General features: G+C 66.0%; 9 protein-coding genes. 2 read left to right on the plus strand and 7 right to left on the minus strand.

Annotated elements, in window-relative coordinates:
* Positions 1 to 116 precede the first annotated feature (116 nt).
* Positions 117 to 1,034, minus strand: coding sequence for a CehA/McbA family metallohydrolase (locus tag D8Z78_RS22910; RefSeq protein WP_121633609.1), 918 nt, complete (start codon positions 1,032 to 1,034; stop codon positions 117 to 119).
* Positions 1,035 to 1,103: 69 nt separating this feature from the next.
* Here D8Z78_RS22910 and D8Z78_RS22915 point away from each other — a divergent pair, with 69 nt between their 5' ends.
* On the plus strand, positions 1,104 to 1,664 hold the full coding sequence (locus D8Z78_RS22915; protein WP_164933071.1) for a tetratricopeptide repeat protein: 561 nt from the start codon (positions 1,104 to 1,106) through the stop codon (positions 1,662 to 1,664).
* Here D8Z78_RS22915 and D8Z78_RS22920 read toward each other — a convergent pair.
* The 6 genes from D8Z78_RS22920 to D8Z78_RS22945 form a co-directional block, all read right to left on the minus strand.
* Positions 1,657 to 1,950, minus strand: coding sequence for a hypothetical protein (locus D8Z78_RS22920; RefSeq protein ID WP_121633607.1), 294 nt, complete (start codon positions 1,948 to 1,950; stop codon positions 1,657 to 1,659). The two genes, D8Z78_RS22915 and D8Z78_RS22920, sit on opposite strands and share 8 nt — an antisense overlap.
* Positions 1,951 to 2,012: 62 nt before the next feature.
* Entirely contained in the window at positions 2,013 to 2,714 is a 702-nt protein-coding gene (locus tag D8Z78_RS22925) for a hypothetical protein (RefSeq protein WP_121633605.1), read from the minus strand.
* Positions 2,711 to 3,538: an ABC transporter permease gene (locus tag D8Z78_RS22930; RefSeq protein WP_121633603.1), complete on the minus strand. Its 828-nt coding sequence runs from the start codon at positions 3,536 to 3,538 to the stop codon at positions 2,711 to 2,713. The genes D8Z78_RS22925 and D8Z78_RS22930 overlap by 4 nt, the downstream gene beginning before the upstream one ends.
* Positions 3,535 to 4,935: an ABC transporter permease gene (locus tag D8Z78_RS22935; protein WP_121633600.1), complete on the minus strand. Its 1,401-nt coding sequence runs from the start codon at positions 4,933 to 4,935 to the stop codon at positions 3,535 to 3,537. The genes D8Z78_RS22930 and D8Z78_RS22935 overlap by 4 nt, the downstream gene beginning before the upstream one ends.
* Positions 4,932 to 6,026 carry an ABC transporter ATP-binding protein gene (locus tag D8Z78_RS22940; RefSeq protein WP_121633598.1) on the minus strand — a complete coding sequence of 365 codons (1,095 nt, stop codon included), beginning with the start codon at positions 6,024 to 6,026 and terminating at the stop codon, positions 4,932 to 4,934. Before D8Z78_RS22940 ends, D8Z78_RS22935 begins: the two co-directional genes overlap by 4 nt.
* A gap of 70 nt (positions 6,027 to 6,096) precedes the next feature.
* Positions 6,097 to 7,218 carry an extracellular solute-binding protein gene (locus tag D8Z78_RS22945; protein WP_121633596.1) on the minus strand — a complete coding sequence of 374 codons (1,122 nt, stop codon included), beginning with the start codon at positions 7,216 to 7,218 and terminating at the stop codon, positions 6,097 to 6,099.
* 469 nt (positions 7,219 to 7,687) lie between these two features.
* On the opposite strand from D8Z78_RS22945, the gene D8Z78_RS22950 reads away from it, so the two are divergent.
* A partial coding sequence (locus D8Z78_RS22950; protein ID WP_128910897.1) for a calcium-binding protein occupies positions 7,688 to 12,897 on the plus strand: 5,210 nt, incomplete at its 3' end.

The raw sequence follows: 12,897 nt of genomic DNA on the forward strand, positions 1-12,897 counted from the left end.
AAGCAGGGACCCGCATGGGGCAGGCCCCGTTCCGAATGGGCGCGACAGCCGTCGTCAGCGTTTCTGACGCGAGTCGCGGCCGCGGGACGAAGGCTCGAACTCTCGCGACAGCCCGCTCAGCGCCAGATCGGGTTCGACCAAGCGCGGTTTCCGGCGCGGTCCACCACCGTCACGCGCAGCCAAGGCGAGTTGGCGAAGCGGTCCAGCTCGATGCGGCCCCGGGTCATCGACATCCCGTGCAGCGCCTTGGCCGCCGAGCCATGCCCCTGCACGATGATCGCTGCGGCTGCCGTGCAGGTGACCTCGATCGTGTTGGCAGACAGGGTGATGCCGCGCAGTTCCGGCCCTTGCGAGGAATAGAAATGGCCCGCCTTCAGCGCCTCCAGCAGGGCGTCGGGGGTGTTTTCCGTGGCCTTGACCATGACCCAGCCGCCGAAATGGTCGGGCTCGGTGAAATGCGCGTCATCGGTGGCGATCAGGGTCAGGCGGCGGCCCTCGGACAGCAGCAGGTCAAGCGTGTGAAACCCGTCGGGCCGGTCGCAGCCCACGGCGCAGCCGTGGTTGTAGACCTCGACCGCATGGGCGGCCTCGATCAGGCGGGCATCGTCCAGCGTCAGGCCCGACCATTGCGGATGGGCGATGGCGACGAAGGCCCCGGCCTCGCGCGCCCGGCTTGCCAGATCGGCGGCGCTTTCCTGCCCCTCGACCGGGTGAAAGCCGGGGGCGTGGGGCGGGGTGAAATCGGCGGGCAGGCCGACGCCGACCATGTGCCACAGCTCGCCGTTCTGCATCGCGCCGGAATGCAGTTCCGCGCCGAGGATCGTGGTAAAGCTTTCGGTGCGGTACGGCACCGTATCGGCGATGGGATAGCCGTATTCGCCGATCAGGTGATCGGTCAGCGCGATGAAGTCATAGCCCTCGTCGGCATAGCGGCGGCAGACTTCGGCGGGGTCGAGGCAGCCATCGGACAGGTTGGAATGGGTGTGCAGGTTGCCACGATAGAACCGTCCGGGCGCGGTGAAGATGTCGTGCATCTTGGTCTCCGTTTGTGTTGGATGCGCTGTGACACCGTCCTGTTACACCCGCATGACAAGAGGCCCGTGATGATCGATTTGTCCGCCTTGCCCCGGATGTTGTCCGCTCAGGACTGGCCCGCCGCCGAGCGGCTGCTGCGCCGTGCCGCCAAGGCCAAGGGCGCGCCTGCTGCCGTGTATTATAACCTCGCCAAGGTGCTGGAGGCGCAGGGCAAGCTGGCGCAGCGCGAGACTTGGCTGCGCCGCGCGCTGGCGCTCGATCCGCGTCACGCGGCGGCGTGGTTCGAACTGGGGCGCGTGTTGCTGGACGATGCCTGTCTGCGCGAGGCCGAGGGCGCCTTTACCCATGCGCTTCGGCTGGACCCGGCGGATCGCGAGGCGCGCGGGCTGCTGCTGCGCCTGCGCTTGCGGCTGTGCGACTGGGCGGGGGCGACCGAGGCGCTGGACGGCTTGCCGGACACGCCGCAAACCCGCGCCGCCCGCTACCGCATCGCCGCCGAGACCGGCCAGCCGACCGAGGGCTTGCGCGATACGCTGTTGTCGGATGCGCAGGCGCGGCCCGAGGCGCTCAAGGCCCTGACCCGCGTGGCGCGCGGCAGCTTGCCCTTGCGCCTGCCGGATCTCAGTTGATCACGTAACCGGCCTGCGCGCGCTCTGCCGATTGGGCAAAGAAGGCGACGCAGGCGCGGCGTTGCAGGTCTGTCTCGAACCCTTGCGTCTGCGCGCGGGCGCATCTGAACAGGAAGGCCGAGGGCAGGGCGAAGTCGCGCCTACACCCCTGTTCCACCAGCCCCGAGGGATAGCCGCCCGCCATCATGAAGCCCACGCATTGCGCGCGGCGCACCTCCCACGGGTCGGTGTCGGCCTGTGCGGCACTCGCCCCGAGGGCAAGGATGAAACAGATGATGCGGGCCATGATCCTCTTTCTGTCATGAAACAGTTACAAAAGAGGAACGACGGGAAAAGAAAAAAGGTCCGCTAGTCGCGGAAACTGCGCCGATAGACGCCGCGCTCGGCCTGCAGGGCCTCTTGGATGGTGCGCGAGTGGGCGATTTCGTCACCCGTCATGGCGCGTATCTCAAGGTCGGGCGGTTCGGCGGGCACGGCGATGACCTGCGCCACGGGCGTGCCGCGCGGCAGGGTGCCGGTGAAGCCGGGATCGGTCCACACAGCCGGGAAATGCACGTAGCCAAGCCCGAAGCCCGCGCTATGCACCACCCCCGACAGGGTCTGGAAGGGCAGGTCGGGCCGGTTCAGCGGATGGGTGAACAGCAGTTGCCAGCCCGGCTCGGTCTCCAACGTCCAGTAATTGGTGAACTTGATCGCCAGCCGACCGTCGAGGTCGATGGGCGCGCCGCTGGCCTGTTCGGGCACATGCGCGCCCAGAGGCGCACGGGTGATCGGCGCGTCCGGCGTGGCGGGCATGTCCCAATCCCAGCTCAGCTGGCCATCGGCCATTTGCAGATCGCAGGGCAGGGGGATCAGCACCCCATGCCCCATGGCGTCGAGGAAAGGCGGGCAATGCTTCAGCGTGCGCACAAGCGCGCCGCCCAAGGTCTCTGACGGCACCTCCGACGGCATCTCGCGCAGCCAGTCGGGCAGGGCCTTGGCCGCCGGGACGGGGGGCGGTAGCAGGTCCAGCAGGGCCGGGTGACAGCGGGCGGTGATGCGGGGGCTCATGCGGCCTCGCGCCGCTTCAGCAGGGCATGGGCAACCGACAAGGCCACGGTCAGGACGATGATCACCGTGCCCACCGCGTTGATGACGGGCGGGTGGCCGTTCGGGTTGCGCGCCATCGCGCCGATTTCCGTGGCCAAGGTGCAGGCCCCGCCTTTGGCGAACATCGTGGTGTTGTAGTTTTCCAGACTGGCCAGCCCCGCGATCACCGCCGCCGAGGCCAGCGCCGGTGCGAGGAAGGGCAGGGTGATGCGAAAGAACACCCGCAGGGGCGAGGCGCCAAGATCCAGCGCCGCTTCCTCCAGCTCGACCGGCTGGCGTTGCAACCGTGCCATCAGGATCAGCATCGGATAGCCCGCGACGAACGTCACTTGCGCGGCGATGATGGTGAACAGCCCGGCATCGACGCCCATCCGCCCCCAGAAGACCAGCGCCGACAGGCCCAGCACGATCCCCGGTGCCAGCATCGGCGACAACAACACCCACCACAGCAAGCCGTTCGCCCGCGACTGCCAGCGCGTCAGCATGACCGCGCCCGCCAGCCCCAGCAGCAACGAGACCGGCACCACCACGGCCATCACCCACAGCGAATTGCCGAAACAGCCGATGAAGCGGTCCCGGTCGAGCGCGCGCAACACCGGGTCTGCGCGCAACTCTTCGACCGGCATCCAGAAGAATTCGTACCATTTGAACGTGAAGCCGCGCCAATCGGTGACCGAGGGCGGCGAGACGTCGTTGAAGGATGACACCACCATCAGCAGCAACGGTGTGAACATGAACAACAGGAACGCTGCGGTGAACAGGTTGAGCAAGCGGTTGGAGGTCATGACTGCACCCTCGCGAAATCCTTCAGCCGCGTGCGCATGATCCACATGAACAGCGCCACCAGCGCGAAACAGACCAAGGTATAGGCAAAGGAATAGGCCGCGCCGACATTGGAATTCTCGGACTCGAAGAACTTGTTGTAGATGGTCTGGCTGAACCATTCCGATTGCAGCCCGCGGCTGATGATGCGCGGCACGGAAAACGCGCCCGCCGCCAGCATGAAGGTGGCGATGCAGCCCACGGCGATGCCGGGCTTGGCATGGGGGATGACGATGCGGGCATGGACGCGCCACGTGCTTGCCCCCAGATCATGCGCCGCCTCGATCTGGTTGCGGTCAAGCGTGGACATGACGTTGAACATCGGAAAGACCATGAACAGCACATAGGTGTAGACGATCACCAGAAAGGTCGTGCCGGGCATGCGCTTGAACTGGATCGGCTCGGAGATCGCGCCCAGCCAGATCAGCATGTCGTTGATCAGCCCGCGATTGTCGATGATCGTGGTCCAGGCATAGACCCGCATCAGCTCGACGATGGCATAGGGGATCACGAGGCCCAGAAACAGCCAGACGGCGCGTTCCGGCTTGGTGGCCAGCGCGACCTTGTAGGCGATGGGATAGCACAGCACCAGCGCAAGCGCGGTGGCGCAGACCGCGAAAAGCAGCGTGCGCACCAGCGTGATCAGGCCGATGCGGGCATAGACCTCGCCGTCGTGTTCAAAGCGCAGACCCATCAGGCCGAACAGGATGTTCGAGGGCTGGCGCGCCTCGATGGCGCGGGTTTCGGGCGTCATGGGGATCAGCACCGCCTGTGTCAGCGCGGCGAAATTGCGGGTGGTCAGACCGGGGCCGCGCGCCTCTTCGAGGCGCAGGCGGTCGGCCAGCGCATCGGCCAGAGCGGCAATCTCCTGTGCCGTGGCGATTTGCGCCTCGACCGGGTCGCTGTCCTGCACCGCGAGGCGGGGCAGGTCGTAGAGCGTGTCCAGATAGGCCTTTTCCCCGCCCGTGCGCACCACCTGCCGGTGGGTGTCGGCGCGGTCGCATTGCAGGATGTAGCCGCGCCCGGCGCCGCTTTGGGCCGTGGGCACGGCCATGCCGCCGATGCTGGGCACGGCCATGACATTGGGTGAGGGCACCGCCATCGCATTGGGGGACGGAACCGCCATCCCGCCGCTTGCCGCAGGTGCGTCGCCCTTGGTCTTCAGCACCGACACGCAGGTCTGCGCGTCGCGCGACAGCGAGGCGGCGACGGAACTGTCCAGCGCCCGCTTGGGCGCGGTCAGCGCGCGTTCCATCATGGTCAGCTGCGGTGCCACGATCAGCACCACCGCCCAGATCACCACCGCTCCGACAAAGACCGTGGCCAGCGCCCGGCCAAAGGATCGGACCAACCCGTTCATTGCGCGGCCAGCTCCTGCCCGGTTTCGGCGATCTGGCCATTGCCCAGCACAAAAGCATCGTCGACATCAAAGCGGATCTGCACCTCGCCTTCGGGCAGGGGCGCGCCGGTATTGGTCTGGTGCAGGCTCATATCCTGCACCTGCGTCCGAAAATGCAGGGTGACGAAAGCCCCTTCCAGATCTCGCCGGGCCAGCGTTGCGGGCAGGCTGTTGACGCCGCCCCCGATCTTCATCGCCTCGGGGCGCACGAACAGGATCGCCTCTGCCCCGACCGTCAGATGGCTGGGGTTGCGGGCGCGGAAATCGCCGCTGGCGGTGCGGATTGTGGCGTGGCCGTTCTCGGCATGAAGGATGCGCCCCTCCAGCCGGTTCGCCTCGCCCACGAAGGACGCGGCAAAAGCGGTTTTCGGGTTGGAATAGATCTGGTCGCCGGTGCCAACCTGTTCGATCCGGCCCCGGTTCATCACCGCAACTCGGTCGGACATGGTCAGGGCCTCGCCCTGATCGTGGGTGATGTAGATGAAGGTGACGCCGGTCTTTTTCTGGATGGCGCGCAGTTCGGCCCGCATATGGCTGCGCAGTTTGAGGTCGAGCGCCGAAAGCGGCTCGTCCAGCAGCAGCACCGACGGCTCGACCGCCAGCGCCCGGGCAATGGCCACGCGCTGGCGCTGGCCGCCGGACAGGGCGCCGGGTTTCTTGTCGGCCTGATCGCCAAGCGCCACCAGATGCAGCAGCTCGTCGGCGCGGGCATGGCGGTCGCGCTTCGAGACGCCGCGCACCTCTAGCCCGAAGGCCACGTTGTCGCGCACGCTCATCAGCGGGAACAGCGCGAGGTTCTGAAAGATCAGCGCGGTGGGGCGGTCATTCGGGCCGCGCCCGGCCATGTCCTGCCCGCCGATCAGGACGCGCCCGGAGGTGGGCGCGACAAAGCCCGAAACCGCGCGCAGGATCGTCGTCTTGCCGCAGCCCGAGGGCCCGAGGATCGAAAAGAACTCGCCCGCCTTGACGGCCAGGTTGGTCGGATGCACCGCCGTGAACCCGTTCGGATAGGTGATCGACATCGCGTCGAGGTGTACGTCCATGCCCTGCATCTGCGGCCCCTTGGGAATAGGGCGGCCCCCGAGAGGACCGCCCGAACCAATCTCAAATCACTGATGAAACTCAGGCGTTGGTGATGATCTCGACCATCTCGTTGCGCACCGGCGCAAAGAACGGCGTGTCCGCCTGCCACCACCACATGTTGCCCAGCACCTCGGCGGTGTAGACCTCGTTGAACTGGCGCTTGAAGTCGTCCGAGGCGTAGTCGGCGGCACCGGCCACGGCCGAGTTGTAGCCGGTGTTGTTGGCGAACATGCCGCCCACTTCCGGTTGCAGCATGAAGTTCATGAAGGCCACGGCCTGCGCCGGGTTCGGTGCCTGCTTCAACATGCCAAAGCTGTCGAGCCAGGTGATGATGCCTTCCTTGGGGGCGCGATAGACGAAATCGGCATTGTCGCGGTTCAGCAGCAGGCCGGTGGTGTCCCAGGTCTGGCCGATGACGCAACCCGCATCGGTGAAGGCAGAGGTCGCCTCGGTCGCGTTGTTCCAGAAGGCGCCGAAATGCTGCTTGCGCTCGACCATCCACTTGGCGACTTCGCCCCAGACGCGGCGGGCGTCATCTTCGGACTTGTAGACATCCATCATGCGGTTCGAGGGAACCTCGCCGGTGGCATCCAGATACAGGCCGATGCCCATGATCGCGGATTTCTGGCGGAAGGCGGCCTTGCCCTCGGTGCCGGGGCGGAACAGGTCGCCATAGGACAGGTCGGCATCGGCGATGTCCAGCGCGGCGCGGTTCAGGGTCATGCCCTCGGTGCCCCAGTCGAAGGGCAGCAGGATCTGCTCACCGGCATGCACGCCGCCCAGACCGGCGCTGTCACGCAGGAAAGACGGGATCACATTGTCCACGTTCACCTCGGCGGGGATGGCGGCGAAATAGCTGTCACCGCTGTCGTCGAGATAGCCGGCTGCGTTGGTGATCGAGGGGAAGACCACGTCAAAGCCCTTGCCACCGGCGGCGCGGATGGTCGACTCGGCCTCGTCATTCGAGCCGAAGGTGGTCAGGTCGAGCGTGATGCCGGTGTCGGCCTCGAACTTCTCGGCGATGTTGGGCTGGATGTAATCCTGCCAGGCCAGAACCTTGACGCTGCCCGAGGAGGCCAGCGCATCGGTGGCGCGCAGGATCATCGGGGCGGCGAGGGCGGCGCTGCCAAGGGCCAGCGCGGAACGGCGGGAAAGGGTCATGTCGGGTCTCCGGTCAGAGTGTCTCTGACCGACGGCGATAGGGAGCATTCATGACAGTTGGGTGTCGGTTTGATGAACTTTGTTTACGACTGCCGCAGGAGCCCGCCGCCTGCGCCGGGTTTTCCGCCGGATTTGCGGGTCATCCGTCATGCGTCAGTCGCAATGTCGTTTTCACGGGGGCGTCCCGCCCGTGGTGCCCGAACGCCCGAGGACTGCGCGTGCCACGCACCTTTCGCGCGTCGATTTTGCCCCTTCGAAGCGTCACAACTGGGGGTTGGCAAGGCAGGAAAACCGGACCCCCAAATCGGCCGTTTTCAGGTCATTTTCTCTTTACCCGTTAACAAGGAAGTCTAAAAAACGGTGCATGTTTTGGGGAAACGGTAAATATATCCTTAAGCCCTCGGGCCGTTCGGCTGCGTGGCACACCCCTTTGGATTGATCGGAAAAACATTCGACGGAAGGACGTTTCATGGCCAACATCATCGGCGACGCAACCGACAACATCGTGAACGGAACCTCCGCCGGAGACAGCATCCAAGGCTTGGCAGGCGAGGACCAACTGCTGGGCTTGGGCGGGGCGGACACGCTCGAAGGGGGGGATGGCGACGACCTTCTTTCGGGGGGCAGCGACAATGACAGCCTGTCGGGCGGGGCCGACAATGACACCCTGTCCGGTGACAGCGGCTTCGACACGCTGACCGGCGGCGCAGGCGTCGATGTCTTTCGGGGCGGGGCCGACGATCTGAACGGCGACGCGATCACGGATTTCACGACCGAGGACATCATCCGCATCAACGGTGTCTTCCTGTATGACAGCGCCTTCCAGACCACGGTCGCGTCCGGCGACACGCTGCTGCAGATCAATACCGACGAGACGCCCGGCTTCGACATCACCCTGACCCTCAGCGGCCTGTTCACCGGCTATTTCGCGGCGCTTGCGGGCGACACCCATACCGACATCATCTACATCGCCACGCCGGGCGGCACGGCGACGTCTGGGGATGACACTCTCAATGGTACGCTCGGGGCGGATACGCTGGCCGGAGGCGACGGCGATGACCGCCTGATCGGCGCGTCGGGGGCTGACAATCTCGATGGTGGCACGGGCCGGGATTCGATCTATGCGGGCGCGGGCGACGACACGATCACCGGCGGCAGCGGGCGCGACTACATCGTGGGCGATGACGGCAATGACACGATCGATGGCGGTGCCGACCGTGACACGATCCACGGTGGCGGCGGCAATGACACGATCGATGTCGGCACCGGGACCGGCAACTTTGCCGATGGTGGATCGGGTACGGATTCGATGGTGTCCAACGCGGGCAACGACACGCTGCGTGGCGGGGCCGACAATGACACGCTGCTGGGCAATGACGGCAGCGACTGGCTGTATGGCGATGCCGGGGCCGACGATTTGCAAGGCGGCACGTCCAGCGACCACCTGTATGGCGGTTCGGGAAACGACACCCTCAGCGGCGGCGACGGCGCCGACAACATGTATGGCGGGCAGGATGACGACTTGCTGCACGGGGGGGCGTCGCTCGACTACCTGTCCGGCGAAAGCGGCAATGACACGCTGTACGGCGAGGCCGGCAGCGACACCCTGTATGGCGGCTCGGGCGAAGACCTTCTCGAAGGCGGGATCGACGACGACTATCTCAACGGTGGCAGCGAGAACGATACGCTTCTGGGTCAGGATGGCGCGGACGTTCTGGATGGCGGCGGCAATGCCGACTCGCTCAATGGCGGGGCATTGGACGATACCCTGACCGGTGGCTCGGGGGCGGATACGCTGACCGGCGGCACCGGCGTCGACACCTTCATCGATACGGCAGCCGGGCTCGATGGCGATACGATCACCGATTTCGCGGTCTCCAGCACGGGGAGCCTGCAGGGCGACGTGATCACCCTCACCGGTGTGCGCTTCGATGACAGCCACCTCACCGTCAGCACGTCGGGGGGCAACACGATCCTGTCGATCGACACCAACCGGGATGGCGTGGTGGACACGACCATCACCCTCAACGGGCTGTTCAGCGCCGATTTCCTGACCCTGACCGACGGGACCTCGACCTCTATCCAAGCGTTCGACCCGGCGGGTGTCGGCAGTTCTGGCGCGCCCGCGGCGGGCCTGATCGTGGACGATGCGACTGCCACCACTGTGGACGGGGCCGCGGCGACGACCGTGTTCGGCAATGACGGCAACGACACACTCAATGGTGGCCGGTCTGTCATGGCCGGGCTGGGTGACGACAGCGTAACCGCCAGCTTCAACGACGATCTGATCTCGGGCGATGGCGGCAACGACACCCTCGACGGAGGCGCGGGCAGCGACCTGATCTTCGGCGGCGAAGGCAATGACAGCCTGCTCGGGCAGGACGGTCTCGACAGGCTGCACGGTGACGTGGGTGACGACACGCTCGACGGCGGCGCGTCGTCCGACACGCTCTACGGCGGCGCGGGCTTCGACAGCCTGCTGGGCGACAGCGGCGAAGACTTCCTCGATGGGGGCGACGGAAACGACACCATCCAAGGCGGTGCGCAGAACGACTACATCCAAGGCGGGGCCGATCAGGACAGCATCTCGGGTGGGACCGAGAATGACTATATCTTTGGTGGCACCGGCAATGACACGATCGACGGCGACGAAGGCCGGGATACGGTCTATGGCGGCAGCGAGGATGACAGCCTGTACGGCAGCGAGGGCGATGACAGCCTGTTCGGCGGCACCGGCGATGACAGCCTGTTCGGCGAGGCGGACAACGACTCGCTCAACGGGGACAGCGGCAACGACGTGCTCGATGGCGGCGCCGGAGACGACACCATCAATGGCGGCGGCGATGCCGACACCCTGACCGGCAGCGGCGGTGATGACCTGTTCATCGGCGCGACGTGGCAGCTGGATTCGGATGTCATCACCGATTTCACTGCAGGCGACCGCATCCGCGTCGACCGGGCCAGCTTCTTTGCCTCGGACATGACCACCACCGTTGTCGCGGGCAACACCCAGTTCGCCATCGACACCGACCAGAACGGCACGGCGGACCTGTTCTTTACCCTGTCGGGCACCTTCGGCGCGGCGTTCCAGTTGATCACCTCGGGCAATTTCACCGAGATTTTCCTGCCCTCCGCCGGGTCCGGTTCGACTTGGGTCGGGGATGCCTTCAACAACATCCACGTTGCCACGACCGGTGACGACCACCTGTCGGGCCTTGCCGGGGACGACCAGATCACGGCACTGGCCGGGGATGACACCGCCTATGGGGGCGACGGTCAGGACGATATCTTTGGCGGGCTCGGCAACGATCTGGTCGATGGCGGCGCCGGTGGCGACTTCCTGCGCGGCGACGAGGGCAACGACACGATCCTCGGCCAGTCGGGGCGCGACGAGATTTATGGCGATGCGGGCAACGACCTGATCGCGGGCGGCGACGACAACGACACCATCGAGGGCGGCATCGGCGACGACCAGTTGGATGGCGATGGCGGCAACGACACGATCAGCGGCCAAGATGGCTTTGACACTATGTCGGGCGGGCTGGGCGAAGACGTGCTGTACGGCGGCAACGGCAACGACAGCATGTCGGGCGGCGACGGCGACGACTACATCCAAGGCGACAACGATCAGGACAGCATCGACGGCGATGCCGGGAACGACTACCTCGTCGGGGGCAGCGGCAATGACACCGTCTCGGGCGGGACCGAAGACGACACGATCTATGGCGGCTCCGGTGACGATGACCTGTCGGGCGGTGACGGCGCGGATTCCGTCTTTGGCGGGTCCGAGGACGATTCCATCGACGGCAATGACGGCGACGACGTGCTGGGCGGTGACAGTGGCAACGACATCATCGATGGCGGGCTGGGCAATGACACGCTCAACGGCGGTGCCGACACCGACACGCTGACCGGTGGCGCCGGGGCGGACGTGTTCGGCGCGGGGGCCAGCTGGCAGATCGATGGCGACCGGATCGAGGATTTCAGCGCCGAAGACCGGATTCGCATCGTTTCGACCCGATTCACCGATGTCGATATCGAGGTGCAGACCCTGAACGGCGACACGCTGCTGCTGATCGACAGCGACGGCAATGGCAGCCGGGACACGGTGATCACGCTGGCCGGGACCGGGTATACCGGGACCTTTGTCGCGCAGCATGCCGTCGGCACCAGCAACGCAACGGACATCCTGCTGGTGCCGGATGCGGGCTCTGGCACGGCCAGCGCGGGGAATGACACGATCACCGGCACGCTGGGCGGCGACCTGCGCGACGGGCTTGATGGCGATGACGACATCTCGGGCGGCGAAGGGAACGATACGCTGTTCGGTGGGCTGGGCGCGGACCAGCTGTTCGGAGGCCTGTCGAACGACACCCTGTCGGGCGGTGACGGCGACGATCAGCTGACCGGCGACCAAGGCGATGACCTGATCAACGGCGAGGCCGGGCGGGACACGCTCTGGGGCGACGAGGGCAACGACACGCTCAGTGGCGGTCTCGAGAATGACAGTCTCGAAGGCGGCGATGGCGAGGACAGCCTGCTCGGAAACGAGGGCCGCGATTCGCTGTACGGTCAGGACGGGGCAGACACCCTGCGCGGTGGGGCGGATGACGACTTGCTGATTGGCGGCGACGCCAATGACAGCCTGTTCGGCGACAGCGGCAACGACTACCTTCAGGGCGACAGCGGTGATGACAGCATCGATGGCGGGGTCGGCAACGACTACGCCAGCGGCGGTATCGGCGCGGACACCATGACCGGCGATTCCGGGGCGGACACCCTGTATGGCGGCAGCGAGGATGACCTCGTCGACGGTGGCACGGACAATGACAGCGTCTTTGGCGGCGGCGGCAACGATACCGTTCTGGGCGGGCAGGGTGACGACAGCCTCAACGGGGACAGCGGCACTGACAGCCTCGAAGGCGGCGAGGGCATCGATACGCTCAATGGCGGCGGCGATGCCGACACGCTGACCGGCGGCACGCAGGATGACCTCTTCCGCGGGGCGTATTGGCAGCTCGACGGCGACACCATCACCGATTTCACGCTGGGCGACCGTATCCGGGTCGATGGCCAGACCTTTGCCGAGACCGACCTGACCATCACCGATAATGGCGTGGACACGACGCTGGAAATCGACATCGACGGCGACGGGCAGACCGAGACGACGATCACGCTGAACGGCGTGTTCACCGAAACCTTCGCGACGCTGTCCACCGGCAGCTTTACCGAGATCCTGCTGGTCAGTGGCGGCGGCGGCGTCGTGAACGGCACCTCCGGCGCGGATACGCTGACCGGCAGCAACGGCGTCGACATCATCACCGGCTTCGAGGGCGATGACGAGATCATCGGTCTCGACGGTGCCGATGCGATTTCTGCCGATGAGGGCAATGACACGGTCAATGCGGGCGCCGGGGACGACGTGGTCGGCGGCGGTGACGGCGCTGACGTGATCAATGGCGGCGAAGGCAATGACGACCTGTCGGGCGAGGCGGGCCGCGACACCGTGAACGGCGATGGCGGCAACGATACGATCAGCGGCGGTGCCGACAACGACAATCTCAGCGGCGGGATTGGCGACGACTCGCTCAACGGGGATGACGGCCGCGATACGCTGGCCGGTCAGGATGGGAACGACACGCTGAATGGCGGGATCGAGGCCGATACGCTCTATGGCGG

Source organism: Tropicibacter alexandrii (assembly GCF_003667315.2).
GTDB classification, from domain to species: domain Bacteria; phylum Pseudomonadota; class Alphaproteobacteria; order Rhodobacterales; family Rhodobacteraceae; genus Tropicibacter; species Tropicibacter alexandrii.